The organism is Ruegeria sp. AL1, assembly GCF_056540905.1.
In genome coordinates, this window is record NZ_JBQFXP010000002.1 from 417,509 (window position 1) to 444,135 (window position 26,627).

Consider the following 26,627-nt stretch of genomic DNA (forward strand, 5'->3'; position numbering starts at 1 on the left):
CATGGATGCTGCGCCAATCAGCCGAAAACCTCTTTGAACCTGTTAACACACAGACGGAAGCCGTCTTCAAAGTTACCGTTTCCGGGATGGTAGACGCTTTCGAAGGAGATGACACCGTCATAGGCATCCCTCCGCAAGGTGTCCGCGATGGGTTGGAACAGATCACCCAATTGGCCTTCGCCCATGCGCCGCACCTCGAGAGTCGCTCTTGGCGTGTCGACCTGAACATCCTTGATGTGGATATGCCCCAGATAGCCACCGCGCAGTTCTTCGTAACCATCGGGATAGGCAAGCTCGTGGCACCAGCAGTTGTTGCCGGGGTCCCACAAAACCTTCAACGTGTCCTTTGCGTCCAGTTCGTCAATCAGTTTGCGGGCGGTGTAGTTCGAATTCACCAGCGTCCCGTTCCCCGTCTCAACGACCAGCACGACGCCTTCGGCTTTGGCCAATTCGACCGCAGGGGCAATCATCGGGGCCATCGTATCCCAGATACCGTGGGCCACATTCCATTTTTCGGCGCCGTTTTTGCCCCACAGAATCTGCTCTTTCCTTTGGGTCATGATACGCACCAGGGGCGAGCCCACGACGTGGGCCATGTCGATCACCCGTTTCAGCGCATCCATATGTTTGGTGTGCAGGTCATCGCCCGGACGGTTTGCGGCGGTCATACCGGCGAAGACATGGCGTGACAGGCACGAGACGGGTTTGCCCCGGGCCCGCAGCAACGCATCGATCTCGGCGATTTCAGAATTTGAGTGGTCACCAACCTCGGTATCTCCGACGAATTGCAACTCGGCATATTCCAGGTCGAATTCATCCATGACATCGACGGCGTGGCGCAGGTCGCGGCTGATGCCGTCGCAAATTACTCCCAGTTTCATGTGGTGTTCCCTTGGCTTAGCGATGCAGTTCGGCGCCGACGATCTCTTCGATCACGCGGGTGCATATCCAGTTGTCGCCATCGGGGTATTTGGTTTTCCCGGCGTGAAACACCTGCATGGCTGAGGCGGCGGTGTGCATCGGAACCCCCAGTTCGCCGGCGACCGCCAACGAGATCGTCAGATCCTTATGCATGGTCGCGATATGGCTGCCGGTGCCGACAAACTGCCGGTCGATGATCTTTTCAAGCGCGTTGTTCACGATCCCGCAGCCTGCGCTGGAAGTTGAGAAGACATTGAGCAGGACCTCTCCGCTAACTCCGGCTTTAGCGGCCAGTGCTGCGGCTTCGAACGTGGCCGAGAACATCGCTCCGATCAGGGATTGCAGACAGGCTTTGACGGTCTGGCCGTCCCCGACCTGCGTTCCAACGCGGTGAATTGTGGCCGAAACGGCCTGCATTACTTCGGCATTCTTATCCAATACATCCGGCGGGGCAGCGGCCATCATGGTAAGGGTGCCACCTTGCGCGCCAGGAAACCCGCCCGAAACAGGTGTATCGATCATGTCAATGCCAGACCCGTCCATGTCGGCCGCAATGGCGCGGGCTTCGGACGGTGTGATTGTGGCCGACAATATAACTGTGCTGCCCGGCTTCATGTTGGCGACAAGCCCGTTTTCGCCCAATATGACCTCGCGTGCCTGATCGCCATTCATGACCATGACAAAAACACTGCTCGCATGGGCTCCGACTTCTCCGGCAGTGGCTTTGCCCAAGCCGCCCATATCCGTAAACGCGCTCATACGCTCGGCGCTGAGGTCGAAGCCTGACGTTTCAAAACCGTTCTTGATCAGGTTTTTGGCCAGACCGCTGCCCATATCACCAAGACCGATTACACCTGCGGTTTTCATAAAAAACCTCCCGTTTTTTTCGACCTGGATATAACCGGGCCGACGTTTCGAAAAATGATGCGACTGCATCGGTTTTCGCGGGGATTTCACACGTCGGTTGTCAACGTCGGGCGAGTCCGGAAGACACCCCGCTGCCCGTTTAGGTAAAACCAGTAAACGGCGCTTGGCGCCGTGACGCAAGCATAGCTTTCTGGGCGCTGCAATCTGCGGGGATCAGGCGCAAGCTGCCATGATACCGCGTAACTCGGCCAGGCCGCGCATCCGCCCGATCAACGGGTAACCGGGCGTGCTGTGCCCGTTCAGGTCGCTCAGCAATTCCTGCCCGTGGTCGGGGCGCATCGGAATTTGCCAATCGGCGCGGCCTTCAACCTTGCGGCGGCGTTGTTCCTCCATCAGGGCGCGCACCGTTCCGACCATGTCGGTGTCACCCTGCAGATGCGCGGCCTCAAAGAAACTGGGTCTTTGCGGGTCTGGGCTGGCAAGGCGTTTGGTGTTGCGCAGATGGGCGAAATGAATGCGCGGGCCGTGTTGTTTTACGAACTCGGCACCGTCAAAGTCGATCGCCACGCCCAGCGATCCTGTACACAGCGTCGCCCCGTTTGCGGGCAGATCCACCGCCTGCAAGACCGCACCGTAATCTTTTGCGCTGGACATCACACGCGGAAGGCCAAGCAGAGAAAAGGGCGGGTCGTCCGGATGACAACACAGCCTTATTCCCAGTTCTTGTGCCAGCGGCGCAACCTCGGCCAGAAAATCGACAAGATTGGCGCGCAGGCGATCCGCGTCAATGCCGTCATATGTTTGAAGCAGGGCGCGGACGTCATCGATGCTCCACTGATCGTTGGCGCCGGGCAGACCGGCGGTGATGTTGTGTTGAAGCTGGGTTTTCTGGGCGTCGGTCAATGCGGAAAAGCGCATCTTTGCGTCGTCCAGCACCGGGTCAGGATAGTCATCCGGCGCGTTTGGACGGTTCAGAATATGCAGGTCGAACACGGCGAAATCAGTCAGATCGAACAGCATTGCATTGCCGCCATGGGGCTGACGCGCGCGCAGAGAGGTACGCGTCCAGTCCAGGATCGGCATGAAGTTGTAACACACGGTCTGAATGCCCCGGGTCGCCAGCGCGCGCAGGCTGATCTTGTAGGCGTCCACATGCTGCGCCATATCTGCGGATTGGGTCTTGATAGCCTCGGATACCGGCAAGCTTTCAACCACGTCCCAGCCGTACCCGCTGGCGGCCAGCAGGTCTTGCCGGGCCTGTATGTCAGCCTCATCCCATGGTGCGCCGGGCGGGATGTGATGCAGCGCAGTTACGATCCCCTGAACGCCAACCTGATGCAGGTCGGACAAGGCAATCGGGTCGTTCGGGCCGAACCAGCGCCAGCATTGTTTCACGGTTGCCATCCTTCATAAAGCGGGTGATCCGGGGCGAGGGGCAGGGAGACGCGCGCGCCCGTTCGCGCAGCATGGTAGATCGCAGTCACCAACGCGACCGAGGCCGCGCCATCCTCTAGCGTCACGGCCGAGTTGCCTTGCCCCTTAAGCGCTTTGGCGATCTCGGTGAAAAACCCGGCAAAGCCAACGGGTTCGTCGGCGAGGTTTGCAAGCTCGGTGTCGATGGCACTCTGCTGGTCCGGATGCCGCGCCTTGAACGTCCAGTGTGCTGCGCCCGGTGCATAAGGTTCAGTTCCCGAGGTGGCGGTCAGGTGTTCAAACACGATCCGCAAGCGGGTTTCATCGGTCGCCGCCCCCAATGTGATGTTGCTGGTACACAGGGCACCCGAGGTCATTTCGAATGTGATTGCCGCGCAATCCTCGGTCTCGATCGGGTTGACGCGGGTTGTGGCAAAGGCCGACAGCGCCGCGACCTTGCCTGCGATATGGGTCAGCAAATCATGGTTGTGAATGGCATGGCCCAGAACCGCCCCGCCGCGTTCCCCGGCCCAGGTGCCACGCCATGGAACTGCGTAATAGTCTGCCCCGCGCGACCAGTGCGTTTCCAGCGACGCGACCTGCACCGCGCCCGTCAGACCCTTTGCCTGCAGATGCCGCAACTGGTTCAGCGACGGGCCCCAACGGTATTGAAACACGGGAAAAACCTGACGATTTGCCGCTTGCGCTGCCGCGGCAATCCGGTCCACATCCGCCAGGGAAGTGGCAAGTGGCTTTTCACAGACAACATGTTTGCCCGCAGCCAGTGCTTTCAGGGTGACGGGGACATGCAGATGTGGCGGCAGGCAAATGTCGATGACATCTATGGACGGATCGGCCAAAGCCAAATCCACGTCAGAAAGCGCCGCAAATTCAGCTATATCCCGCAGGCTCTCGATACGTGACAAGTCCTGATCAACCACAGCGGCGACCTTGAAGTGGTCGGGCAGGCTCACCAAGGCGCTCAAATGCTGAGCACCGATACCAGCCCCCAGGATTGCGACATTGATCATCTGGTCTCTGCCATCTGTTGCGCGCGGAGGGCCAGTTCCATCACGGTAAAGCAATGCGCCTGTGTCATCGCGGTTTCGGTGCGGTTTTGTATGTCCTCCGCCAGGCGCGCGAAATAGGGCAGACCCGCGCCCGAGGCGTCGATCTTCTCGCACCTGTCACCGTTCACCAATATCAGATGGTCGGTTCCGCTGGCCCCGCCGACATCCACGTATTTGCGCAGCTCGATATACCCTTCGGTGCCCAGCAGCGTCAGCCGTCCGTCCCCCCAATTGGGCAGGGCGTCGGGCGTGTACCAGTCAACGCGGATATAGCCGGTTCCGGCGTCACTGCGAAGGTTGAGTTCGCCAAAATCCTGCAGGCCGGGATCACCCGGGTTGGCATAATTGGCCACATAAGCATTGGTCACCTCGGCCGAGGCCGACCCGGTATAGTGCAGAAACTGATCGATCTGGTGCGAGGCGATATCGGCGAGGATGCCGCCATATCTGTCGCGCTGAAAGAACCAGTCGGGGCGCGTTGCGCGGTTCAGGCGGTGAGGGCCAAGGCCGATTGTTTGCACCACCTTGCCAATCGCGCCCAAGGCGACAAGTTCGGACGCGCGGGTACTGACCGGAGTTTCGAACCGTTCCGAAAAGTTCACCGACCAGATGCGCCCGGTTGCTTTGACGGCAGCGCGAATTTCTGACAGCTGATCCAGTGTCGTGCATCCGGGTTTGTCGCTCATGACATCCATACCGTGATGCATGGCCTGTGTCGCCAGATCGGCCCGATCCGCAGGAATGGCCGAGATCAGCGCCAGATCAGCGCCTGTATTTAACGCGGCATCGAGGCTACTCAGCCGGGGGATATCGGGGAAGCGTTTGATAAAGCCGGGTAAGGTTTGTGGCGCGCCCTGCGTCCAATAACCGATACACTTAACCCCGACTTTCTGCATGTTCTCGGTCATGCCGTAGATATGGCGGTGATCCAGCCCGATGGCGACGCAGGTTAGGCTCATGTCGATACCCTTTCTCGGGTAGCCGACTGGTTGGCGCGTTCCATGGCATCAATCACCGCATGCGTGCGAAGCGCGCTTCGCCCAGTGGCCATTGGAGGGCGGTTGAGTGTGATGGCCTGCGCAAAATCTTCAATTACGGTTTGGTGCCATTCATGGGTGAACGCCATTGGATCGGCCCCGCCGCCGGTCGAGGCGATTTCGCCGAAAACAGTTGTTTCGCCGGTCAGGTCCGTCAAGGTCAAAACGCCCGATCCAAGATGCGCCTTCGCTTTGGTTCCTTGGATCGTTATAGTCTCGGCCGCGCCCGGGAATTCGGCAGTTGTGGCCATCATCGTCCCAACGGCGCCATTTTGCAACTCGAACAAAGCGCCGGCCCAGTCTTCGGCTTCAAGCTGATGCAGCGCTGTGGTCCGCATCACGGCCTGAACACCAGTGATCGGGCCCAGCAGCCACATGGCTAGGTCCAGCGTATGAATGGCCTGAGAGATCATGACCCCGCCACCATCCCGCCCATACGTGCCACGACCGGGCGCGTCGTAATAACTTTGATCCCGCCACCACGGCACCCGGATTTCGACGGTTGCGATATTGCCAAGACCGCCTGCATCCAGCAGAGATTTCAGCCGCATGGACGCCGCACGCGCGCGGTGCTGAAAAACGATCCCCAAAGGCACAGATGCCTGTTCGCAAAGTTCGACTATCTGGGTCGCGGTCGCCAGATTGCGTTCGATGGGTTTTTCCATGAGGATCGGTTTGCCTGCATCGGCCATCGTCTGAACCAGCCCAAGCCGTTGGTCGGGTGGGGTGGCGACAATGACGAAATCAACCTCGGGATCATCGGCGATCTCTTTTGGCGACGAAAACACGCGTGTGTCGTGACGCGTCGCAAAGGCGTCGGTGCGCGTGGGGTCGCGCCCCAGCACGCCGGTCAGGTTCAGATCCCGGTCCGAGGCTTTAATTGCGGCCACATGTGTGCCGGCAACCATACCTAAACCTATCAACGCGATGTTCATGTGCCCCCCTTGCCTGAAAACTATTCTGGGGGTGGTCGGCTAAAAGATGCAAGCGACAAAAAACATGTTAACAAAAGTACGGAACACGGGGTGGAGGTGCGAATGACATTGCAGTTAAACGGAATGGCGGATGATCTGTATCAAGGCATCAAGGCGCTGCCGATCGTGTCACCACATGGCCATTGCGATCCGCAGTGGTTTGCCCGCGACGAGGCTTTTCCAAACCCCGCACAGTTGCTGGTGGTGCCCGATCACTATGTGTTTCGGATGCTTTATGCGCAGGGTGTTGCACTGGCCGATCTTGGAGTGGGCGAGAGCGGACAAGATGCTGACCCGCGCGAGGTGTTTCGGATTTTTGCGGCCCATTGGCACCTGTTTCTGGGCACTCCTACGCGGATTTGGATCGACTTTGTGCTACGCGAAACGCTGGGCGTTCAGACCGCGCTGTCTGCGCAGACAGCGGATCGTATCTATGATCAGATATCTGAACGGTTGACCCAAAAGGCCTTTCGCCCGCGTGCCCTGTTCGAAGCCTTCAATATCGAGGTTCTGGCCACCACCGACGCCGCGCTCGACGATCTGAAACACCATGCCGAGATCGGTCAGAGCGGCTGGGCGGGGCGCGTGGTGCCGACTTTTCGGCCCGATGGTGTGTTGGACGGAAGCGACCCGGCGTTCCGCCAGAATCTGACGCACTTGCAGGCGATTACGGGTTGCGACGTCGGGACTTATGATGGCTATATCGCTGCGTTACGCGCGCGGCGGGCTTTTTTCGCTCAGATGGGCGCGACGGCCACGGATCACGGTGTCGAGGTTGTGCAAACTGAATGGCTCTCTGACCCTGACCAACTGTATCAGCGCCTGCGAACCGGAGGCGGATCGGCAGACGACGCGCGGCGCTTTTATGGTCATATGCTGATCGAGATGGCTCAGATGTCGGTTGAAGATGGCCTGACGATGCAAATCCACGCGGGCAGCAAACGCAATACCAACAGTGCTTTGATGCGTCAGTTCGGGCGCGACAAGGGCGCGGATATTCCCATCGCGATGGACTGGGTTCATGGTCTGGATGCGCTGTTGAATCGGGTCGGGAATATTCCTGATCTGCGGATCGTTCTGTTCACACTGGACGAGGGCACCTATGCGCGCGAGCTTGCCCCGATGGCGGGGCATTGGCCGTGCCTTAGGATTGGGCCGCCATGGTGGTTTCACGACAGTGCCGCAGGCATCACGCGGTATTTCGATCAGGTGGTGGAAACTGCGGGGTATTACAATCTGGCAGGGTTCAACGACGATACGCGGGCCTTTTTGTCGATCCCGGCGCGGCATGATCTGTGGCGGCGCGGCGTGGCGCAACATCTGGCCGCGCAGGTCAAGAATGGCTATTTCGGTCGCGCCGATGCCGAGACGTTAGCGCGGGCGCTTACCACCGATCTGGCCCGCGATGTTTACAGGCTGGGCAGATAGATGCCGTGTATCCTGCATTTCGGGCTGGGCAATTTCGCGCGCGCGCATTTGCTGGACTACACCCAGAAGGCGGGCGACTGGGAGGTGATCGGCGTCAGCCTGCGCTCTGCCGCGATCCGGGATGGGCTGTCCCGGCAAGGGTTTGACTATGATTTGTGCGTTCAGGGGCAGGGGGTCTCACGCATCACCGTTCTGCGTGATGTTCTAGTCGCGCCCGAGGACCCGGCCGCCGTGCTGGACGCCACGTCGCAGGTCGAGATCATTTCGGCCACGGTCACCGAAAAAGGGTATCATCTGAACACGTCTGACGAATTGGATGTGGCCGATCCCGCGATTGCGGCCGATCTGGCGGGGCAGGGCCCGTCGACCCTGATCGGGTTTCTTGCGCACGGCCTTGCCTCCCGTGATCGCCCGGTCACGGTGCTGAGTTGCGACAACCGTGTCAACAACGGCGCTGTCTTGCAGGCCGCAGTGTCTAAGTTTGCGGCCATGGCAGGATTGACGGTGGATTGGGACAAGGTGCGGTTTCCGAACTCGATGGTCGACCGGATCACGCCCGCCACGACCGATGCTGTACGCGCTATCAGCGGCGACCCCATGGCCGTTCCGACCGAGGCGTTTTCGGAGTGGGTGATCGAGGGCGATTTCGCCGGACCTCACCCGGATTGGCCCGGGGTTCAGCTTGTGACGGATGTGGCGCCCCATGAACTTCGGAAACTGCGTATGTTGAACGGGGCGCACTCGTTGCTGGCCTATGGTGGGCTGATGCGTGGGCACAGTTATGTACATCAGGCGATTGCGGACCCCGAGCTGCGCGCCTTGGTGCAACAACTGATGTCGGATGCGGGGGCAAGCCTGCCCGAGGAAGTTCGTGATCAGGTTCCACATTATGCGCAGGCGTTGGTTGCGAGGTTCGAAAACCCGGACCTGAAACACCGGCTGGATCAGATCGCGATGGATGGCAGCCAGAAATTGCCCTATCGGTTTCTCGATACGCTGCGCGCGACTGGGTCGCGTGCGGCGATTGAAGGGGTGCGCGCTTGGATAGCCTACTGCATCGACAAGGCTCAAAAGGGCGAGACGGTGAATGACCCCAAGGCGGATGAAATCAGGGCAGCGGCGCTGTCGCATGATCCCACCGGCGCGCTTTTGGCCCTTGTTCAAGCACAAGATGTTGCACCCTTGGTGCGCGAAACGGATCGCACCTGACCAAAGAACAGAGAGGGCAGAGCTCTAGCGCTGCTCGCGCTTCCAGATGATAAGGCCCGCCCCCATGATCAGCGCGGCCCCGGCCAGAGTGCCGACATCAGGGACCGTGCCAAAGAACAGATAACCCCAGATCGCGACATAGATCAGGAAGGAATAGGTGAACGGCATCAACTGGTTCGCGGTGCCGAACCGATGCGCGTTGGTCAGCAGCTGGTGACCGGCCCAGCCCAGAACGCCCAGGCTGATCAGAACAATCATTCCCCAGGTTGTGCCGGGTTGCACCCAGGACCAGACGGCAAAGGGCAGCAGCACGCATGTGCCGGTCAGCCCCATGTAAAACTGCATCGTGTCCACGGCGACGATGCCGGACAACCTGCGCGTCATCAGGGAATAAAGCGCCAGCGCCGTGGCGTTATAGACGATCAGCAACATGGTGGGATGGAACGTGGTGCCGAACGGACGCACAACAACCAGAACGCCGACAAATCCAAGCAGGATTGCGGCCAGACGCCAGGGGCCGACGCGTTCTTTCAGCACGAAAACCGACAGAAAGCACACGATCACCGGGCTTGAGAACATGATGGCCGAAACCACTGTCAATGGCAGAAACCGAAGCGCGTAGAAATTCAGGACCGTGGCCGAGATCAACAGCAAGGCGCGGCTGATCACCTGCCAGGGATGGTCTGTCTTAAAGCGGTGCAGGTCCAACCCGCCTTTGGCAATAACGCCGATCGAGATCACGAAATGGCCCGCGTAACGCATGAAGGCCAGTTGAAACGCAGGCAACCCCGCAACGGCTAGCCATTTCGCGCCCAGATCCACAACGGAAAACAACAACCACGCCGTCAGCATCAGGACAATGCCGAGGCGTGGTAGGTCCGCGGTGGATTTGGCCGCGACGGCCACGGTTACGCTTTGAACCGGTTCACGTAATAGTCAACCATCTGACTGACCATGTCGTCGGCCTGGCCCGAGTTTGTCGCGTCGTTCAACGCTGCCAGCGTGCCTTTGGACATGACACTGTCCACACCGGCATCATGGGCCATTCGGTCGTAGTAGCCGATATCCTTGGCCGCGTTCTTGATCGCAAAGGCCAGCTGGTTCGGATCATCGTTAACGCCATAGGCGGTCACAAAATCCATCATACCCGAATGCAGGGGACCCGCTGCCATGACATCATACAGCTGCTTACGCTCGACACCTGCAATATCGGCCATCGCAAAGGCCTCGGCCATCGCATTTGCGACGGTCATGCCAAAGAAGTTGTTGATCAGCTTGATCGTGTGGCCAGACCCCGTAGCCCCCAGATAGAATACGTTTTCTCCGAGGTCCTTCAAAACCGGCTCCACCGTGTCGAAGGCCGCCTTGTCGCCTGCTGTCATGATGTTGAGCTGCCCGTCCAGCGCATGTGACGGCGTACGCCCCAGCGGGGCGTCCAGATACTGACCACCTGCTGCAGCGACTTCGTCGGCGAGGGCTCGCGTGCTGCCGGGCAATGAGGTTCCGAAGTCGATGACCACCGTGCCGGGGCGCAGTCCGGCGATCACTCCGGTGTCGCCGCGCATGCGTTCCTCGACCTGATCCGAGGTGCCCATGCACAACATCACGATGTCGCTGGATTGCGCGACTTCCTTTGCATCGGCAGCCTCGGTCGCGCCACGTTTTATGGCGACATCCAGATGGGTACGGTTGGTGTTTCCGAGCACGGTCAGGGAATAGCCACAGTCCTGTAGGCGGTTGACCATCGCGCCACCCATCAGTCCGAGGCCGATGAATCCGATTGCTGGTTTGCTCATGGGTTGTCCTTTCAAATCAATCTTCATGTCTCAATGACGCAAAGGCGCCTTGTCCCTCGGCCCGGTACAAGCGTGTTTCAGGCGCTGCTCAGGCTGGGTTTCTTCGTGTGTTGATCGGCCAGTTGTGCCTCGATCTGCGTGGCAATGGCCAGGGTGCGGGCAGCGTCGGCAACATCAATCAGCGGACGCGCGCCGTCAATCACGTCAAGAAAATGATCCAGCTGTGCCACAAGAGGTTTGCGCGCATCCGTATGTTTTTCCAAGGGCACTTGCCGGGCCGGTGTTCCCCATTCCTTCCCGCGCCACAATGTCATCGAGGGATAACTAATCGCACCTTTGGTGCCGGAGATCCACATCATGTCCTGTCGGGTGGTGCCAATATTGGGATTTTCGCCGGTTCCGGCTTCAAACCCCCATGGGCTGGGCGCGGTGTCTGCAAAGCTGATGGTGCCGGTCGCCCCGTTTTCAAACGCCACCGCCACTGCGCCGCTTTCGATGCGATCCGATCCGCGCACGGACGTGCCGCGCAGGGCTTGAACCCGGGAAATCTCGCCGATCACAAAGCGCAGAAGGTCAATGTCATGGACAAGATTTATCATCACCGGGCTGCCGCCGGATGTTCTCCAATTCTGCTGAAAATACGCGTCGGGCTTGCGCATCGCCCAGATCAGAGAAGCTGTGATGACGGTACCAATCGCCCCTTGTGCAATTATGGTTTTCAACTGTTGCAGACAGGCATGATACCGGCGGTGATGCCCGACCAATGTATGGACTTTTGCCGAGGCGACCGCGTTTTGCAGCATCATTGCGTCCTGGACAGTGCCTGCAACAGGTTTTTCGATCAGCATATGCCAGCCTCGGGCCGCAGCGCTTTTTCCATGAGCGGCATGCAGATGTGTGGGGGTAGCGATGATGACCGCATCGACTGCATGATCTACATCTTCGATGCTTTTGAACCGTGGCACATCCACCGCGATGGACATGTCGGGATCGGCCAGCCCGACCAGCTTGCACCGGTCATGCGCCTGAACCGCCTCGACATGGCGGATACCGATCAGCCCGCCGCCGACGACAAGGATGCGTTTCACGTTATCTCTCCGTCACTTGTCGGCATCCATGTAGGTCCAGGGGTCGGCATCAGGCACAAAACGGCGAGTCCGAGGACCATCGGTGAATATCGATATGCGGTTGTGCAGACAGTCGTGCGCGGGCCTCTTCCCATTGGGTTCTGCAGACCCTCCAGTCTTTAAGCTCAGTCTCTGGACGCGCGCGCGAGCGGGCCACGAAATCCGGAAAATGACCGCGCCCGGTCGGCTGGCCGGTCGCGCTGTAGCGAATGTCGAAGGACCACCGGAAATCGTTGGTGGTGTTGATTAATGATGCGTGCGGGGTCAGCGGGTGGAACAACACGATGCCGCCCGCCTTGACCGGCAAGGGGACAGCTGCGGCTTCGTCGACAAACCCGTCGGCGATGCCCGTTTGCGTTCTGGCGCAATGGGGCAGGATATCCTGATCCGGGGTCTTGGCCTGAACCTGCAAACAGCCGTTCTCGACAGTTGCATCATTCACCGCGATCCAGACGGTGACCATCTCGGTCTGATCGGCATCTTCAAGCGCAACCGCCCGATCCTGATGCCAGTCTGTTGCTGTGATATGCGCGCGGATTTCATCCGTGGCCAATTTCCGCGACGGTGGTTTCAGGCGGACATGCTGAATAGGGTTGCTGGTCAGCTCGGGTCCGATCAATTGCTCGACCACATCCAGAAGCGGGGCGGCGGTCAGCATGTCGAACACGGCAGGTCCGATGTGAAAGGGCGTCTCCGCCTGAATGCGATCCCCGGGCAGCGAAATGTCCATTGGCTGAAAATAATCGCACCCAGCCTCATACGCGGCCAGCAACTTGCCCCAGAAATCCAGACCGTCAGGTTTGGGCACGCGCCCTTGCGCCACCCATTCGGCATAGAGCCCGTCCAGAAGCGTCGTGTATTCTGCGACCACCCTGTCCAGAATGTCCTGCGGAATGACATCGGGCACAACCAGATAGCCATCTGAATTGAAGCTGGAGATTTGGGTCGGCGTCAGCATTGGTCTTTCCTCACAACAACAACGCGATGATATTGGGCCAGATCAGCAGCACCGAAAGGGCCAGAATCTGAATGCCGATAAAGGGCAGGAAGCCACGGAAAATGTCCGTCAGGCTGATATGCGGAGGCGCGACGGATTTAAGGTAGAACGCAGCCGGACCGAAGGGCGGCGACAGGAAGCTGACCTGCATGTTCATACAGAACACAACGCCGAACCAGATGGCCACATGGCTGGGCTGCAGCTGCCCGATCAGACCGATTTCCTCGATCGGCAGGCGCAGAACGATGGGCAGGAAGACCGGAATGATCAGAAGAACGATCCCGACCCAGTCCATGAACGCGCCCATGAACAGCAGGATCAGCATCATCACAAGGATGACCAGCATGGTCGGGAGATCCTGACCCACGATCAGGTCAGCCACGTATTGCGGCCCGCCCGCGATGGTATAAGCCCCGGCCAGCGATGCTGCGCCGATGGTCACCCAGATGATCGTTCCGGTAGATTTGAGTGTACGCATCAGGCTGTCCCAGACCAGTTCGAACGACCCTTCGCCGCGCAGGATGGCGATGATCAGAACCGCAAATGCACCCATCCCGGCTGCTTCGGTGATGCCGGTGATCCCTCCGTAGATCGAACCCAGAACAACACCGATCACAACCAGAGGGGCGACAAGCCCTTTGCCCATGTGCCAGCCGGTTCTTGCACGTTCCTTGCCGAACACGAAAAAGATCAACAGAAGCGCCACGATGGTGATGCCTGCAAACCATGGCAGGTAGTCCGCTGTGCCAAATCGCGCGGGCTCTCCCTGGCTGGCCGCGTTGGAACCTGACAGTTCGAAAAACGCGGCGCGGATGAACAGCGTGGTGGAAAAGCCCGCAACGACGATGCTGAGGAACGCGGCAAAGAGCTTGCGTTTCTCGGCTGGCTCGGGGTCATCCGGATCAGGCTCGGGCAGGGGCGCGTCATCAGGGTTCAGGCGGGTGCGGATGACGATGTAAAGAATGATCATCGAAGCCAGCATGAAACCGGGAATGAACGAGGCTGTGAACAACGCCTTGATCGAGGTTTCGGTGATCAGCCCGTAGATGATCAGAACAATGGAAGGCGGGATCATCGTACCCAGCGAACCCGATGCGCAGATCACGCCGATCGCGAGGTTCTGGTTATACCCAAGCCGCAACATCTGGGGCAGGGCGATCAGACCCAAAAGCACAACCTCGCCCCCGATAATGCCGGACATGGCGGCCATGATGACCGCCATGATCGACGTGACAATCGCAATGCCCCCCCGTGTACGCGACAACCAGATGTTCAGCGACGAATACATGTCCTTGGCGATGCCAGAACGCTCCAGCAGCGAGGCCATGAAGATGAACAGTGGCACGGATATGAGCACATAGTCCGTTAAGAGCCCGTATATTTTCTGCGCAAGGATATAGAGCGGCCCGGTGCCGGGGCGTCCGGTCAGAATGCCATCTCCGAACGAGAGCGGATTGACCAGCAAGTTTGGCTCGAACTTAAGAACTAGCACCAGCACCGCCAGCGAAGCTGAAGCGAGGCCCAGCGGCATACCAATCGCCAGCAGCACGATCAGGGCGACCATCAGGATCAGTGAGATTGTTCCAATATCCATCAGTCTTGTCCCACCGCTTTTTTCAGCATTTCGATCTCTTCTTCATCCGGTTCATCCGTGTGTATCTCGGGTTCCTTGTTCCAGTCCGAGATCAGGTTCATGACCGCCTGAAACGCCACCAGCGTAATGACGATCAAGACCATCGGTTGCAGCGTCGCAGGTATCGGGGGATTGAAGGCCGAGCCGTAAAGTTCCCATTTATAAAGCTTGTTGACGAAGACCTGCTTGTAGCTGCCGTAGACCAGAAAGAAGGCAAACAGGACGATCAAAACGGTCGAGATCGTATCGAACACCCGTTGCAGCCAACGGGGCACTACGTCGTAGAGCAGAAATATGCGGATATGGCTGCGTTGTTGCATGGCATAATAGCCGGACATCAAAAATACGAAGCTGGCAAACCACAGGGTCATTTCATTGGCCCATTCTGTTGGTTTCTCAAGAATGTAACGCATGAACACTTCGTAAAGCATGACGATCGTCATGATTGCGATCATCATCATTGTGACGCGGCCAATGAACAGGGCCATACGGTCAATGGCGCTGGTGCCGCCATATTCCATTGCCGCCGGACGCACCGTGCGGGCACCGGCAATGGCCAGGATTGGAGTCAGGATAAGCGCCAGTATGTCGAGATAATCCAGATGTCCGCCGAAAATGCCGTTTGCATTGGGTGTCAGGTCACTGCGCAGATAAATCTCCTCGACCTGAGATTTCAGGGACTCGGATGTGTAGGGCAGCCAATCCAGAAGAAACGCGGGCAGGTGCCAGACAACCCAACTGGCTGTACCGACAAAGGCCAGAGGTATTAGCCATTCAATCAATCCGCCTGTTGATTTCTGCATCTCTTGCCCCTTGCCGTTAGTCTTCGATCCGGAAGTGATCAATAAAGTCCGGGTCGGGTTCCACCCCGAGGCCCGGACCCGTTGGAATTGCGACGCGGCCCGCATTGGCCTTGACCTGGCCCTGGATATCCAGCGGATCGGTCAGCAAATCGTCGCGAAACTTGTTGTCGGTGGTGTCGAATTCCAGCATCGGCTCCCACGGGTGCAGTCCGCCCGGAATGGCGGGCATCGCAGCAAGCAGTTGCAGGTTCGTCGCAACAGCAATGGCGCTGCCCCAGACGTGGTTGATGACCGGCGTGAAATGCGCATGGCACAGCGACAGCACGCGCAGATATTCCGAAACTCCGCCCAGCGCACAGACCTCGGGCTGCGCAATATCCAAACCCCGATGCTCCAGAAGGTTGCGCCAGGCCCAGCGGTTATAGACGGCCTCGCCCCCCGCAATGTTGGTTTTCAAACCCTTGCGCAGTTCGCGGTATCCATCGGTATCTTCGGGCGCGATGGGTTCTTCGAACCAATACGCTCCAAGCTCGTCCAGCGCACGCCCCACATAGAAGGCATCCGACGTGGTATAGGCGTGGTTGGCATCGACCATAAAGCGATAGTCATCGCCCACACCGCGCCGAACCGCCTGACACAGCTTGACGTCTGGTCCGGGTCCCAAGCCGGTCTTCATCTTGGTCGCGACAAAACCCATCTGTTTGATGGCGGCTGCTTCGTCAGTGAACCGCCGCGCCAGATCATTCACAGGCTCGTCGCGCAGCATCATTCCATAGCCGTAACAGGGCACCGAGGTCCGATGTGCTCCGCCAATCAGCTTGTGCAGGGGCAGGCCCGCGACCTTGCCCGCGATGTCCCACAGGGCGATATCGACACCGGACAAGGCCTGTATCGGCATTCCGCCTTGCCCATGATCTCGCAGAAGGTTGTAGACCTTGTGCCAGATCACGTCGCGGTCCAGCGGGTCCGCGCCCAGCACCATGGGCTGAATGACCTGCTCAACGATGGATCTGTTGGCAATGGCAACGTTGCCGGGGCCAAAACACTCGCCCCATCCGGTGACGCCTTCATCGGTCTGCACTTCGACCAGATGCGCGGTCCGCTTGTCGTAATACTGCTGAGAATATCCCAAAACCTCGGGCATGTCGTACAGCAGGACGTGACTGATGATTTTGGTGATTTTCATAAAACAAAGGGGCCTGAGATGCGTTCGGAAAGGCCACCGGGGCAGCCTTTCCGACAGGTTGTCTCAGCGAAACGCCGGTTATTTCATCGCGCCCAGATCTTGCAGGAACGCGATGTGGCTTTCCAGCAGCGCCTTTGCTTCCGGAGTGGTGGCAAACTCGGTCCAGCCAACCTGTACGGCATCACGGTATGCGGCCAGGTCTTCCGGCGACCATTCATACAGCTGGATGCCCTTGGCGCGCAGTTCCTTGGCGGTCTGTGCGTTCTGGACTTCGTTAATGGTTGCGTTGTGCAGCGCCAGGCTGTCCATTGCGACCTCGATGATCTTGCGGTGATGCGCGGGCATGGACTCCCAGACATCCTTACGGCAGGCCAGATGGTCGGCCGGCATCGAGTGGAAGCCGGGGAAATTGGTGTGACCCGCGATCTCGTACAGACCCAGACCCACATTGTTGGTCAGGTTTGCTGCATCCGCACCGTCAATGATGCCGGTTTCAAGCGCGGTGAAGATTTCGTTGAAATCCATCACGATGGGCGAGGCCCCAAGTTCGGCAAACACTTTCGTGGCAAGGCCCGGGGGTGAACGGAATTTCCAGTCCTTGAAGTCTCCGACGGTTGCGATTGGCTTGGTCGAGGACAGCGATTCAGGGCCCGGAATCCACCAGCCGATGAATTCCATGTCATAGCCGTTATACAGCTCGTTCAGAGCATCGCGCCCGCCGCCGTGCAGCAGCCATGCCATTTGCTGATAAGGGTTCTGATAACCACCCAGAAGGTCGCCAGCGAACTGGAACGCAGGGTTCTTCCCGGTCTGGTAGCCACCCCCGGTCATGTCGCAATCCAGAATACCCGTCGCCGCCGCGTCGAATGTTTCCACCGATTTGACGACGGACGAAGAATAGAACATCTCGACTTCGATCTCGCCATTGGACATCTCGGTGATATCTTCGATGAACTTGGCCGCCATCTTGCCGGACAGCTGTTCCGGAGAGAAATGGGTTTGAATGCGCAGCTTCGTTGTTTCGGCCGCCGCGAATGTTGCTGCCATAGTCGCTGCTACGGCCACGGCAGCCGCTGTCGTCAGTAATTTCATATTGTCCTCCCAGACGTTGATCGTGTGTGCTGAAGGTCTTGGTGCCTTCTCTTAAACGACGTGATTTGACGTTAGGACGCCGAATCGAATGCGACAAGTAAAATTTGAAATTACAGAAAATTTCGAGATTCTTGCCTAGAAACGATTTTCGCGGTAGGAGAAATCCAAAGCAATGTTCGGGGCCCGCATTGAAATGACAAGCGATGTCGATATTTATCAGGACCTTAAGACACGATTGGTCTCAAATGGATTCGAGCATGGGGCCAAACTCCGGGCCGAGGATTTGCGGAAGGAGTATCATTGTTCGGCCAGCACGGTGCGCGAGGTTCTGTTCCGTCTTGCCGCCGTCGGCCTTGCCGATTTTCAGGAGCAGCGCGGGTTTCGCGTGCCGCAGCGCGCGCCTCAGAAACTGATCGAACTAACCCACCTGAGAATCCTTCTTGAGAGCGAGGGCACAGCGCTGTCCATCCGCAACGGCGGCGTCGATTGGGAGGCCCGGCTGACCGCGGCGCATCACAAGCTGAGCCATATCGAAAAGCGTATTCATGCCCAAAGCGACCCGAGCAACCTGGTGGATATCTGGTTTGCGTCGGAAAATGAATTCCACCAGACACTGATCTCAGCCTGTGGGTCAGACACGCTCAAGCAGATGCATGGACAGATTTATGCGCAGTTCCGGCAACAGTTGATGGTCGCTGACCGGAAGTTTGAGTTCATTTCCGACAACATCCAGCATCACGCCAACATTCTGGATGCCGCACTGTCTGGCGACGAGCAATTGACCCGTCAGAAAATCCACGACCACCTGAAACGGCATCTGACCGGAAATACCTTGGACGTCAGCGCGCCAAGTCCTGTTCCAGATACAGCCGGATAATCTCTTCAAAACTCTGTTCCGCCTGAAAACCCAGGGCACGCGCGCGTTGGGGGAGAAAGTCACGCGGCCAGCCGGCGACGATCTTTGCAATCTTCGGGTCTGGTTTCAGTTTGATCAGATCGACCACGTCCTGCCCGGCGACTGTGCGAAGTGCTTCGATCTGTTCGGCGACAGTACAGCTGAGCCCGGGCATGTTCAGCGCCCGGCGACCTTCAAGCCGTTCGGTGTCCAAGGTTGCGGCGTGGGTCATGAACCCGGCGGCGGACCAAGGGCTTGCGTGCCAGTGGCGCACTGTGTCCGGTACGGGCAGGATCGCTTCCTGACCGTTCAACGGTTCGCGTATGATACCGGAAAAGAAGGACGAGGCGGCGAGGTTGGCCTTGCCCGGACGCACGCAAAGGGTTGGGAGACGGAGCGATATCCCGTCGATAAACCCTTTGCGGCTGAAGTCTGTGATCATCAGCTCGCTGGCAGCTTTCTGCGCCCCGTAGCTGGTCAGAGGTGCCGACAGGAACGCATCGTCGATCTGGTCCGGATAGGGTCCGCCGAACACGGCAATGGACGAGGCGAAGACCAAGCGCGGGCAGTATGAACCGCCCGAACCCTCGTGTTCATCTTTCAGTGCATTCAGAAACGCCCAGTTGGCCATCATGTTGACATCCCAGCCTAACGCAAATTCGTCTTCGGCCTGTCCCGAGACGATTGCAGCAAGGTGAAAGATCACATCCGGGCGAGTAGCAGCCAATGATTTTGCACTCTCGGGTGACGAGACGTTGCCAAGGACGGCGTTGTCCGAGTTGTGGTTTTCTGGAAAAGCCATATCGAACAGAGTCACCTCTGCGGCTGGTCCAAACGGTTTTTCGGACTGGATGCGGCGCGCCAGTTTCTGACCCAACATCCCGCCGCCACCGATGATCAGAATACGTGTCATGTCAGGTTGTTCCGATTTCTGAGTTCGAGATACAGGGCGGCATGATCGAGGTCCGCGCCATCCATTTCTTCGATCAGATATTCAAAACGGTCACGCACGGATTGAGTGGAGGGCAGTGCAAGTCCAAACGATGCGGCTTCGGCCAGAGTGTTGTCCAGATCCTTGAGCTGGAATTTCGACAGGCCGCCCGGCACGAAATTTCTTTCGGACATGCGTTCGCCGTGTTGTTGCAGAATGACGCTGTCGGCGAACCCGCCTTTGAGCGCTGCGCGCAGCGCTTCGGGGTCGGCACCACCTTGTTCCACCAGCAATGTGGCCTCGGCCACGGCCGAGATCGTCACGGCAACGATTGTCTGGTTCGCCAGCTTGCACAATTGTCCGGACCCGCTGGGACCAACATGCACAGGGCGGCCCATAGCGGACAGGATATCTTTGACCTCTTCAACCACCTCGGCGTCACCCCCGGCCATGATTGCCAGCGTTGCAGCCTCGGCCCCTTTGGTTCCACCAGATACGGGGGCATCGATGTGGCGAATGCCTTTGGTGGCCAACAGCGCGGATTGCTCGCGCGCATGTTCGGGTTTGGCGCTGGACATGTCGATCCAGATCATTCCGGTTTCAAGAGCGGCTGCAAAGGCGGGATCTTCCAAAAGCGCCTGCGTGGCGTAGCCATCCGAAAGCATCGTGATGATGACCTGCGCGCCATTTATGGCATCTGCGGCCGAGGGCGCGGTCGCTGCGCCCAGATCGACAAGCGGTTGCGCTTTACCGGCGCTGCGGTTCCATACTGTCAAAGGGTGCCCCGCGCTTAGCAGGTTGCGGGCCATGGGAGCACCCATCAACCCGGTCCCGATCAGTGTAATTCGGCGGTTCCTGCTCATGCCAAGTGGTCCTTCCTGAAGGAAAATGCGTCGTGCAGACGTTCATATAGAGACGATTTCGAACCAGTCACGCGGTCCCAAAGCATATCAGCGCGCACCGTGGATTTATCATGCCAAAGTTGATTCGTGACTGTAATCTCGAAAATAAGTCAATTTTCGAGATTGACCCTCTGGCCCGATAGCGCGAGGTTAGCGGGGAATTTTCACTTACCATCGACGGGACGAGCCTGGCTCATGGCACATAAAATCACCAAGGATCAGTTGCGGTCGCGCAAATGGTTCATGAACTCCGACAATCTGGAAATGACAGCGCTTTATCTTGAGCGTTACCTGAACTACGGCCTGACGCGCGAAGAACTGCAGTCGGGTAAGCCGATCATCGGCATAGCACAGACCGGCAGCGATCTGAGCCCGTGCAACCGGCATCATATCGAATTGTCGAAGCGTGTGCGTGACGGTATTATCGCCGCCGGGGGCACCTGTATCGAGATTCCGGTGCATCCGATTCAGGAAACCGGCAAGCGGCCCACCGCGTCGCTGGATCGCAACCTTGCATATCTTTCGTTGGTCGAAAGCCTGTTCGGGTATCCGTTGGATGGCGTGGTTCTGAACATCGGCTGTGACAAGACCACTCCGGCCTTGTTGATGGCGGCAGCAACGGTGAACATACCGGCAATTGCCCTGTCAGTCGGACCTATGCTGAATGGCTGGTGGAAGGGCGAGCGTGCGGGGTCCGGCACCGTGATCTGGCAGGCCCGCGAGGATCTGGCAGCTGACAAGATTGATACCAACGAGTTCATGGAAATCGCGGCGGCTGCGGCTCCGTCGGTTGGCTATTGCAACACGATGGGCACTGCGACCACGATGAACTCGCTGGCTGAGGCGCTGGGGATGCAACTGCCCGGATCAGCTGCGATTCCCGCGCCATATCGGGAGCGTGGGCAAATCAGCTATGAAACGGGCAAGCGCATTGTCGAAATGGTTTGGGAAGATTTGCGCCCAAGTGACGTGATGACGCGCGCTGCGTTTGAAAACGCCATCGTCATCAACTCGGCCATCGGCGGATCGACCAATGCGCCGATCCATCTCAACGCGGTTGCACGCCATCTGGGCGTGCCACTGAACAATGATGACTGGCAGGCTTTGGGGCATGAAATTCCCCTGTTGGTGAATATGCAGCCCGCTGGGAAGTACCTGGGCGAAGATTATCAGCAGGCCGGGGGTGTTCCTGCCGTCGTCGGTGAGCTGATCGCGGGTGGTTTGCTGCCGCATCCTGACGCGCCAACGGTCAACGGTCGGACCATGGGTGAAAACTGCACGGCCCGGCGGACGTTGAACGAAGACGTGATCAAACCCGCCGGAGAACCGGTGAAAATGCAGGCGGGGTTCATCAACCTGTCGGGGAACCTGTTCGAAAGCGCGATCATGAAAACCTCGGTAATTTCGCCCGCGTTCCGCGAGGCCTATTTGTCGAACCCCGATGACCCTGACGCGTTCGAAGGCCGGGCCGTTGTGTTTGACGGGCCAGAGGATTTTCATCACCGGATCGATGACCCGGCGGAAAACATTGATGAAAATTGCATTCTGATTATGCGTGGCGCGGGCCCGAAAGGCTATCCCGGCGCAGCCGAAGTGGTAAATATGCGGCCGCCGTCCTACCTGATCAAGAAAGGGGTCGAGGCCCTTCCGTGCATCGGTGACGGTCGGCAATCGGGAACATCGGGCAGCCCTTCGATCCTCAACGCATCACCCGAAGCGGCAGAGGGCGGCGGGCTGGCGTTGGTCCAGACGGGCGATCGGTTGCGTATCGATCTGGGTAAGGGCACGGCGGATATGCTGGTGTCACTCGATGACTTGAACACGCGCGCCCGCGCGCTTGAGGCGGCAGGCGGCTATGACGTGCCGCCCAATCAGTCGCCGTGGCAAGAGATTTTCCGTGAAAAAGTTGATCGGCTTGATCGGGGCATGACTCTGAAAGGGGCCGATGAATATAAGGATATTGCTCGGCAATACCTGCCTCGAGACAATCACTGACAGGACCCCAATATGAAACTTGTTCGTTACGGTGAGGCGGGCGCCGAAAAACCCGCTTTGCTTGATGATGCCGGCCTGCTGCGGGACCTTTCGGAGCATGTGGCCGATATTACCGGGGATGTGCTTGGCGACGCGAGCCTGGATACGCTGCGTGCACTTGATCCCGCCAGTCTTCCCATTGTCGAAGGAAAGCCCCGGATTGGGGCGTGCGTCGGGAATATCGGCAAATTCCTGTGCATCGGTCTGAACTATTCGGACCATGCCGCGGAAACTAGCGCGACGATACCCGAACACCCGATCCTGTTCTTCAAGGCAAATTCCGCCATTGTCGGGCCTTACGATGACGTGATCATGCCGCGCGGCTCGACTCGTACCGATTGGGAATGTGAGCTGGGTGTGGTGATCGGCAAATCGGCCAAATACGTCTCGAAAGAGGACGCTTTGGAACATGTTGCCGGGTACTGCATCGTCAATGATGTCTCTGAGCGGCACTTTCAGAAACACCTGTCCGGTCAATGGACCAAAGGAAAATCCTGCGACACCTACGGACCGACCGGTCCTTGGCTGGTGACCCGGGACGAGGTCGGCGATCCCCAGAACCTGAGTATGGAGCTGGATGTGAACGGCACGCGGATGCAGACCGGCAATACGGCAACGATGATCTTTACCGTGGCCGAGATCATTGAGCATCTGAGCCATTTGTTCACCTTGCACCCCGGCGATGTGATTACGACCGGAACACCTCCGGGCGTTGGGCTGGGCATCAAGCCCAACCCGGTTTTCCTGAAGAAAGGGGATGTGATGGATTTGCGAATTGAAGGGCTGGGTCATCAACGTCAAGTGGTCGGTCAGGATGGTTGATCTGCTGCAGATCGGTAATATTACCGACCCGATGCGCGCGCGTCTGACGGATGCGTTCACCATTCACCAACTGGATGACTACGATCCTGCGGCGATCACGCATGTCGTGACCAACGGCCATGCCGGAGTGCCACCCGAGGTGATGGCGGCGCTGACCAATCTGAAAATGATCAGCGTCTATGGCGTGGGGTATGACGCGGTGGACGCCACCGAGGCGGCCAGACGCGGGGTCATGGTAACGCATACGCCCAACGTGTTGAATCAAGAGGTCGCGACCACCGCTGTTCTGCTGATGCTGGCCTGTTACCGAGAGCTGGTCCGCGATGACGCTTATGTCCGGGCCGGTCATTGGGAATCCGAAGGCAACGCGCCTTTGACCCGCACGGCGGATAACCAGAAGGTCGGCATTCTGGGACTGGGCCGGATCGGTCAGGCAATTGCGGGAAAGCTGGCACCCTGGAATGCCGAGATCGTATATCACTCACGATCTCGGAAAGATGTGGAATATCAGTATTTTGCGGACCTGACCGAAATGGCGGATTACGTTGACACGTTGATCTGCATCACGCCGGGCGGGCCGTCGACCAACAAGATCGTCAATGGCGAGGTGTTAAAGGCGCTTGGGCCAAACGGAACATTGGTCAATGTCAGCCGCGGATCGGTGGTGGATGAGGCGGCTTTGATCCAGGCGTTGAAAGACGGAACGCTGGGCTGGGCCGGTCTTGATGTGTTCGAGGCGGAACCGGCGGTGCCGCAAGCCCTTCGTGATCTGCCCAACGTTACCTTGCTGCCGCATGTCGGCAGTGCCACTGTTGAAACCCGCGCTGCGATGGGAAATCTGACCGTGGACAACCTGTTGCAGCACCTCAAGGACGGCACGGTTCTGACTGCCGTTCCGGAATGCGCGGACCTGTAGGGGGCAGGCGACGTGATTGAGTTCATCGTCGCCGTGTTCTTTTTGCTGATTACCCCGGGACCGGGTGTTCTGACCACGGCGGGGATCGGTTCGGCCTTTGGCTATCGGGCCGGGTTTGGTTTTGTTGGCGGTCTGATGCTGGGCGGTTTTGTCAACATGATGCTTGTGGTTTCGGGCGTTGCTGCAGTGGCATTTGCGGTACCTGTGCTTCGGTCCGTTTTGCTGTTCGCCTCGGCCCTGTATCTGGTCTATCTGGCGTGGCGCATTGCCAGTGCAGGGTCCCGGATCGGGTTTGCTCCTGCTCAAGCACCGTTGGGATTTCGCAACGGTTTGATGCTGCAATTCATCAACCCCAAAGCCTACGTGGTCAGTACCACGCTGTTTTCCGGCTTTGCCTTTATGCCGGACACACCGGCCTGGGAGGTCGTGTTAAAGGTCATTATCTTCAATGCGATCTGGCTTCCAGTTCATCTGATCTGGTTGGGTGCAGGCACGGCGCTAGGTCGACTGGACCTTGGCCTGAGGACGCAGCGCCTGATCAATATCGGTATGGCTGCGTCCTTGCTGATCGTTGTCGCCATCGCCGTGGTGTCGACGCTATGAGCCTTCCACAAACAACGTGGACAGCACTGACTGGCCTCAAGCGAGGCGGTGATCCCGCCATCCACACACAGGGTGCGGCCATTTACAAAGCTCGACGCCGCAGACGACAGGAAGATTGCCGCCCCGACCAGTCCCTCGGCATCGCCCCGACGGCCCGCAGGTGTGCGTTTGGCCAGCCAGGCGCTGAACTCGGGGTCAGCCACGAGCGTGGCGTTCAGTTGCTCTGCACCCGCGTTCAGCTTACCTTCGTCCCGTCGGCTCCGAACGATTTCGGCCTCGGTGGTCAGGTTAAACATCTGAAGTTTCGTATCAAAAATCCCTTGGTGCATGGCACTGACTATCCGTATCTTTTGCGGGTCCGTAAGAGGAGAAAATGCAATGCCGACGAGCAATGTTGCGGTTGTCCTTCACGCAGCAATGGATTTACGTCTGGAACCGCGCGACACACCCACACCCGGTGTCGGCGAGGTTCTGGTCGATATGCAGGCGGGCGGGATCTGCGGCTCGGACCTGCATTACTACAACCATGGCGGATTTGGCACGATCAGGGTGAAAGAACCGATCGTTTTGGGTCATGAGGTGTCGGGCGTGGTGTCACAGCTCGGCGCCGGGGTCGAAGGATTGAAGCCCGGTCAATTGGTGGCCGTTTCGCCATCTCGTCCGTGCCAGACATGCGAATATTGCTTGCGCGGGCAGCCGAACCATTGTCTGAACATGCGATTTTACGGCAGCGCAATGCCATTCCCGCATATTCAGGGGGCGTTTCAGACGCGGCTGGTTGCTTCGGCCAGCCAGTGCATTCCCGCCGATGGGTTGAGCGCGGGACAGGCGGCAATGGCCGAACCGCTGGCAGTGTGCTTGCATGCGATCCGGCAGGCAGGAAATCTGGTTGGAAAAACGGTTCTGGTGACAGGTTGCGGCCCAATCGGCTGTCTGAGCATTCTGGCCGCAAGACGGGCAGGGGCTGCTCATATCGTCGCTACGGATTTGTCGGACTTCACTCTGGGCAAAGCCCGAACCAGCGGCGCGGATGAGACGATCAACGTGGCATCCCATGCGGAAGCTCTGACGCGGTATCAGGTCGGGAAAGGTCAGGTTGACGTGCATCTGGAATGTTCCGGCGCGGCGGCCGCGCTGAGCACCGGTGTCAGCTGTCTTCGACCCGGCGGTACTTTGGTTCAGCTTGGCATGGGCGGCGACATGACAGTGCCTTTGCAGATGATTACGGCCAAGGAAATCATCATGAAAGGGTCGTTCCGGTTCCATCCGGAATTCGAGACGGCCGTGCAGATGATGCAACAGGGTCTGATCCAGGTGGATCACCTGATCTCGCACCGGTTCGATGTGCCGGATGCCAAGACTGCGTTTGAAACAGCCGCAGACCGCACCTGCGCCATGAAAGTTTTGCTGAACTTTCAGGGGTCGGATACGACATAAACAGGAAAGGACATACCAGTGAACAGATCCAGACCAGAGGCGGGGGCCGCAGTGACCCCGACAGAATTCCCGCATGTTGACGGTGGTCACCGGCAGATCGGTGGAAACCGGGATCGGTGGAGCATGGTTTTTGTCTATCGCGGTCGCCATTGCCCGCGCTGCAAACGGTTCCTCAGCAAGCTGAATGCGCAACTGTCCGAGTGGACAGACAGGATGGACGTTCTGGTTGTCTCGACCGATCCTTTGGAAAAAGCACAGGCTGATCGGGCAGAGTTCGGCTGGTCCTTTGACCTGTGCTACGGAATGACCATCCCGCAAGCCCGCCAGCTTGGCCTGTATGTATCCGAGCCCCTGTCCGAGGCTGAAACAGACAGCCCCTTTGCCGAACCCGGTGCCTTTGCTATCCGCCCGGACGGATCATTAATGCTGGTCGATATCTCAAACGGCCCCGCAGCGCGTCCTGACCTGGACGAGCTTTTGGACGGCATGATTTTCAACATCGACAATGACCGTCCGGTCCGGGGCACCGCTTGA

At 58.6% G+C, this 26,627-nt stretch carries 25 protein-coding genes and 1 pseudogene; 9 read left to right on the top strand and 17 right to left on the bottom strand.

All coding sequences use genetic code 11. The features are described from left to right. Positions 1-17: 17 nt before the first annotated feature. The 6 genes from ACRZ9X_RS05120 to ACRZ9X_RS05145 all read right to left on the bottom strand — a co-directional run bounded on the left by ACRZ9X_RS05120 (position 18) and on the right by ACRZ9X_RS05145 (position 6,243). Positions 18-881 carry a sugar phosphate isomerase/epimerase family protein gene (locus ACRZ9X_RS05120; protein WP_480516454.1) on the bottom strand — a complete coding sequence of 288 codons (864 nt, stop codon included), beginning with the start codon at positions 879-881 and terminating at the stop codon, positions 18-20. Between the two features lie 16 nt (positions 882-897). Next, positions 898-1,788: an NAD(P)-dependent oxidoreductase gene (locus ACRZ9X_RS05125; protein ID WP_480516456.1), complete on the bottom strand. Its 891-nt coding sequence runs from the start codon at positions 1,786-1,788 to the stop codon at positions 898-900. A 213-nt stretch (positions 1,789-2,001) separates the two neighbouring features. Next, positions 2,002-3,183: a mannonate dehydratase gene (gene uxuA / locus ACRZ9X_RS05130; protein WP_480516458.1), complete on the bottom strand. Its 1,182-nt coding sequence runs from the start codon at positions 3,181-3,183 to the stop codon at positions 2,002-2,004. Then, positions 3,180-4,232, bottom strand: coding sequence for a Gfo/Idh/MocA family protein (locus ACRZ9X_RS05135; protein WP_480516460.1), 1,053 nt, complete (start codon positions 4,230-4,232; stop codon positions 3,180-3,182). Before ACRZ9X_RS05135 ends, uxuA begins: the two co-directional genes overlap by 4 nt. Further along, positions 4,229-5,230 carry a Gfo/Idh/MocA family protein gene (locus ACRZ9X_RS05140; protein ID WP_480516462.1) on the bottom strand — a complete coding sequence of 334 codons (1,002 nt, stop codon included), beginning with the start codon at positions 5,228-5,230 and terminating at the stop codon, positions 4,229-4,231. Before ACRZ9X_RS05140 ends, ACRZ9X_RS05135 begins: the two co-directional genes overlap by 4 nt. Further along, positions 5,227-6,243 (bottom strand): Gfo/Idh/MocA family protein, encoded by a 1,017-nt coding sequence (locus ACRZ9X_RS05145; RefSeq protein ID WP_480516464.1) that lies wholly within the window; start codon positions 6,241-6,243, stop codon positions 5,227-5,229. Before ACRZ9X_RS05145 ends, ACRZ9X_RS05140 begins: the two co-directional genes overlap by 4 nt. Before the next feature lie 102 nt (positions 6,244-6,345). Between ACRZ9X_RS05145 and uxaC the strand changes: the two genes are divergently transcribed. Then, positions 6,346-7,710 carry a glucuronate isomerase gene (uxaC, locus tag ACRZ9X_RS05150; protein ID WP_480516466.1) on the top strand — a complete coding sequence of 455 codons (1,365 nt, stop codon included), beginning with the start codon at positions 6,346-6,348 and terminating at the stop codon, positions 7,708-7,710. Then, positions 7,711-8,919: a mannitol dehydrogenase family protein gene (locus ACRZ9X_RS05155; RefSeq protein ID WP_480516468.1), complete on the top strand. Its 1,209-nt coding sequence runs from the start codon at positions 7,711-7,713 to the stop codon at positions 8,917-8,919. A gap of 24 nt (positions 8,920-8,943) precedes the next feature. Here ACRZ9X_RS05155 and ACRZ9X_RS05160 read toward each other — a convergent pair whose 3' ends face one another. The 8 genes from ACRZ9X_RS05160 to ACRZ9X_RS05195 all read right to left on the bottom strand — a co-directional run bounded on the left by ACRZ9X_RS05160 (position 8,944) and on the right by ACRZ9X_RS05195 (position 17,553). Beyond that, positions 8,944-9,825: a DMT family transporter gene (locus ACRZ9X_RS05160; protein ID WP_480516470.1), complete on the bottom strand. Its 882-nt coding sequence runs from the start codon at positions 9,823-9,825 to the stop codon at positions 8,944-8,946. 2 nt (positions 9,826-9,827) lie between these two features. Continuing rightward, positions 9,828-10,742 (bottom strand): NAD(P)-dependent oxidoreductase, encoded by a 915-nt coding sequence (locus ACRZ9X_RS05165; protein ID WP_480516472.1) that lies wholly within the window; start codon positions 10,740-10,742, stop codon positions 9,828-9,830. 50 nt (positions 10,743-10,792) lie between these two features. Further along, positions 10,793-11,803: a Gfo/Idh/MocA family protein gene (locus ACRZ9X_RS05170; RefSeq protein WP_480516474.1), complete on the bottom strand. Its 1,011-nt coding sequence runs from the start codon at positions 11,801-11,803 to the stop codon at positions 10,793-10,795. A 49-nt stretch (positions 11,804-11,852) separates the two neighbouring features. Then, entirely contained in the window at positions 11,853-12,800 is a 948-nt protein-coding gene (locus tag ACRZ9X_RS05175) for a phytanoyl-CoA dioxygenase family protein (RefSeq protein WP_480516476.1), read from the bottom strand. Between the two features lie 10 nt (positions 12,801-12,810). Then, on the bottom strand, positions 12,811-14,433 hold the full coding sequence (locus tag ACRZ9X_RS05180; RefSeq protein ID WP_480516478.1) for a TRAP transporter large permease: 1,623 nt from the start codon (positions 14,431-14,433) through the stop codon (positions 12,811-12,813). Beyond that, entirely contained in the window at positions 14,433-15,275 is an 843-nt protein-coding gene (locus tag ACRZ9X_RS05185) for a TRAP transporter small permease subunit (RefSeq protein ID WP_480516480.1), read from the bottom strand. Before ACRZ9X_RS05185 ends, ACRZ9X_RS05180 begins: the two co-directional genes overlap by 1 nt. A gap of 16 nt (positions 15,276-15,291) precedes the next feature. Further along, complete coding sequence (locus ACRZ9X_RS05190) at positions 15,292-16,461, bottom strand: mandelate racemase/muconate lactonizing enzyme family protein (RefSeq protein WP_480516482.1); 1,170 nt, start codon at positions 16,459-16,461, stop codon at positions 15,292-15,294. A 78-nt stretch (positions 16,462-16,539) separates the two neighbouring features. Beyond that, entirely contained in the window at positions 16,540-17,553 is a 1,014-nt protein-coding gene (locus ACRZ9X_RS05195; protein WP_480516484.1) for a TRAP transporter substrate-binding protein, read from the bottom strand. Positions 17,554-17,725: 172 nt separating this feature from the next. Between ACRZ9X_RS05195 and ACRZ9X_RS05200 the strand changes: the two genes are divergently transcribed. After that, positions 17,726-18,430 carry a GntR family transcriptional regulator gene (locus tag ACRZ9X_RS05200; RefSeq protein WP_480516486.1) on the top strand — a complete coding sequence of 235 codons (705 nt, stop codon included), beginning with the start codon at positions 17,726-17,728 and terminating at the stop codon, positions 18,428-18,430. Here ACRZ9X_RS05200 and denD read toward each other — a convergent pair. Continuing rightward, complete coding sequence (denD, locus tag ACRZ9X_RS05205; protein WP_480516488.1) at positions 18,393-19,361, bottom strand: D-erythronate dehydrogenase; 969 nt, start codon at positions 19,359-19,361, stop codon at positions 18,393-18,395. The genes ACRZ9X_RS05200 and denD overlap by 38 nt on opposite strands. Next, positions 19,358-20,242 (bottom strand): NAD(P)-dependent oxidoreductase, encoded by an 885-nt coding sequence (locus ACRZ9X_RS05210; RefSeq protein WP_480516490.1) that lies wholly within the window; start codon positions 20,240-20,242, stop codon positions 19,358-19,360. The genes denD and ACRZ9X_RS05210 overlap by 4 nt, the downstream gene beginning before the upstream one ends. A 234-nt stretch (positions 20,243-20,476) precedes the next feature. Between ACRZ9X_RS05210 and ACRZ9X_RS05215 the strand changes: the two genes are divergently transcribed. The 4 genes from ACRZ9X_RS05215 to ACRZ9X_RS05230 are packed head-to-tail and all read left to right on the top strand — an operon-like array spanning position 20,477 to position 24,656. Further along, complete coding sequence (locus tag ACRZ9X_RS05215) at positions 20,477-22,276, top strand: IlvD/Edd family dehydratase (protein WP_480516492.1); 1,800 nt, start codon at positions 20,477-20,479, stop codon at positions 22,274-22,276. Positions 22,277-22,288: 12 nt separating this feature from the next. After that, positions 22,289-23,137, top strand: a complete 849-nt coding sequence (locus ACRZ9X_RS05220; protein WP_480516494.1) for a fumarylacetoacetate hydrolase family protein — start codon at positions 22,289-22,291, stop codon at positions 23,135-23,137. Beyond that, positions 23,130-24,053 carry a 2-hydroxyacid dehydrogenase gene (locus tag ACRZ9X_RS05225; RefSeq protein ID WP_480516496.1) on the top strand — a complete coding sequence of 308 codons (924 nt, stop codon included), beginning with the start codon at positions 23,130-23,132 and terminating at the stop codon, positions 24,051-24,053. Before ACRZ9X_RS05220 ends, ACRZ9X_RS05225 begins: the two co-directional genes overlap by 8 nt. Before the next feature lie 12 nt (positions 24,054-24,065). Beyond that, positions 24,066-24,656 carry a LysE family translocator gene (locus tag ACRZ9X_RS05230; RefSeq protein WP_480516498.1) on the top strand — a complete coding sequence of 197 codons (591 nt, stop codon included), beginning with the start codon at positions 24,066-24,068 and terminating at the stop codon, positions 24,654-24,656. A gap of 38 nt (positions 24,657-24,694) precedes the next feature. Here ACRZ9X_RS05230 and ACRZ9X_RS05235 read toward each other — a convergent pair. Continuing rightward, positions 24,695-24,874: pseudogene (locus ACRZ9X_RS05235) on the bottom strand (SDR family oxidoreductase); the annotation flags it as partial. A gap of 160 nt (positions 24,875-25,034) precedes the next feature. On the opposite strand from ACRZ9X_RS05235, the gene ACRZ9X_RS05240 reads away from it, so the two are divergent. Both ACRZ9X_RS05240 and ACRZ9X_RS05245 read left to right on the top strand, forming a co-directional pair. Further along, complete coding sequence (locus tag ACRZ9X_RS05240) at positions 25,035-26,093, top strand: L-idonate 5-dehydrogenase (RefSeq protein WP_480516500.1); 1,059 nt, start codon at positions 25,035-25,037, stop codon at positions 26,091-26,093. Between the two features lie 18 nt (positions 26,094-26,111). Beyond that, positions 26,112-26,627, top strand: coding sequence for a redoxin domain-containing protein (locus ACRZ9X_RS05245; RefSeq protein WP_480516502.1), 516 nt, complete (start codon positions 26,112-26,114; stop codon positions 26,625-26,627).

Bases quoted from the DNA above. Each gene is read 5' to 3' on its own strand.
- ACRZ9X_RS05190 (WP_480516482.1), bottom strand. From the start codon at position 16,461: ATGAAAATCACCAAAATCATCAGTCACGTCCTGCTGTACGACATGCCC.
- ACRZ9X_RS05155 (WP_480516468.1), top strand. From the start codon at position 7,711: ATGCCGTGTATCCTGCATTTCGGGCTGGGCAATTTCGCGCGCGCGCAT.
- ACRZ9X_RS05200 (WP_480516486.1), top strand. From the start codon at position 17,726: ATGTTCGGGGCCCGCATTGAAATGACAAGCGATGTCGATATTTATCAG.
- ACRZ9X_RS05120 (WP_480516454.1), bottom strand. From the start codon at position 881: ATGAAACTGGGAGTAATTTGCGACGGCATCAGCCGCGACCTGCGCCAC.
- ACRZ9X_RS05210 (WP_480516490.1), bottom strand. From the start codon at position 20,242: ATGAGCAGGAACCGCCGAATTACACTGATCGGGACCGGGTTGATGGGT.
- ACRZ9X_RS05180 (WP_480516478.1), bottom strand. From the start codon at position 14,433: ATGGATATTGGAACAATCTCACTGATCCTGATGGTCGCCCTGATCGTG.
- ACRZ9X_RS05215 (WP_480516492.1), top strand. From the start codon at position 20,477: ATGGCACATAAAATCACCAAGGATCAGTTGCGGTCGCGCAAATGGTTC.
- ACRZ9X_RS05225 (WP_480516496.1), top strand. From the start codon at position 23,130: ATGGTTGATCTGCTGCAGATCGGTAATATTACCGACCCGATGCGCGCG.
- ACRZ9X_RS05125 (WP_480516456.1), bottom strand. From the start codon at position 1,788: ATGAAAACCGCAGGTGTAATCGGTCTTGGTGATATGGGCAGCGGTCTG.
- ACRZ9X_RS05195 (WP_480516484.1), bottom strand. From the start codon at position 17,553: ATGAAATTACTGACGACAGCGGCTGCCGTGGCCGTAGCAGCGACTATG.
- ACRZ9X_RS05240 (WP_480516500.1), top strand. From the start codon at position 25,035: ATGCCGACGAGCAATGTTGCGGTTGTCCTTCACGCAGCAATGGATTTA.
- uxaC (WP_480516466.1), top strand. From the start codon at position 6,346: ATGACATTGCAGTTAAACGGAATGGCGGATGATCTGTATCAAGGCATC.
- ACRZ9X_RS05220 (WP_480516494.1), top strand. From the start codon at position 22,289: ATGAAACTTGTTCGTTACGGTGAGGCGGGCGCCGAAAAACCCGCTTTG.
- ACRZ9X_RS05185 (WP_480516480.1), bottom strand. From the start codon at position 15,275: ATGCAGAAATCAACAGGCGGATTGATTGAATGGCTAATACCTCTGGCC.
- denD (WP_480516488.1), bottom strand. From the start codon at position 19,361: ATGACACGTATTCTGATCATCGGTGGCGGCGGGATGTTGGGTCAGAAA.
- ACRZ9X_RS05145 (WP_480516464.1), bottom strand. From the start codon at position 6,243: ATGAACATCGCGTTGATAGGTTTAGGTATGGTTGCCGGCACACATGTG.
- ACRZ9X_RS05135 (WP_480516460.1), bottom strand. From the start codon at position 4,232: ATGATCAATGTCGCAATCCTGGGGGCTGGTATCGGTGCTCAGCATTTG.
- ACRZ9X_RS05175 (WP_480516476.1), bottom strand. From the start codon at position 12,800: ATGCTGACGCCGACCCAAATCTCCAGCTTCAATTCAGATGGCTATCTG.
- ACRZ9X_RS05165 (WP_480516472.1), bottom strand. From the start codon at position 10,742: ATGAAGATTGATTTGAAAGGACAACCCATGAGCAAACCAGCAATCGGA.
- ACRZ9X_RS05140 (WP_480516462.1), bottom strand. From the start codon at position 5,230: ATGAGCCTAACCTGCGTCGCCATCGGGCTGGATCACCGCCATATCTAC.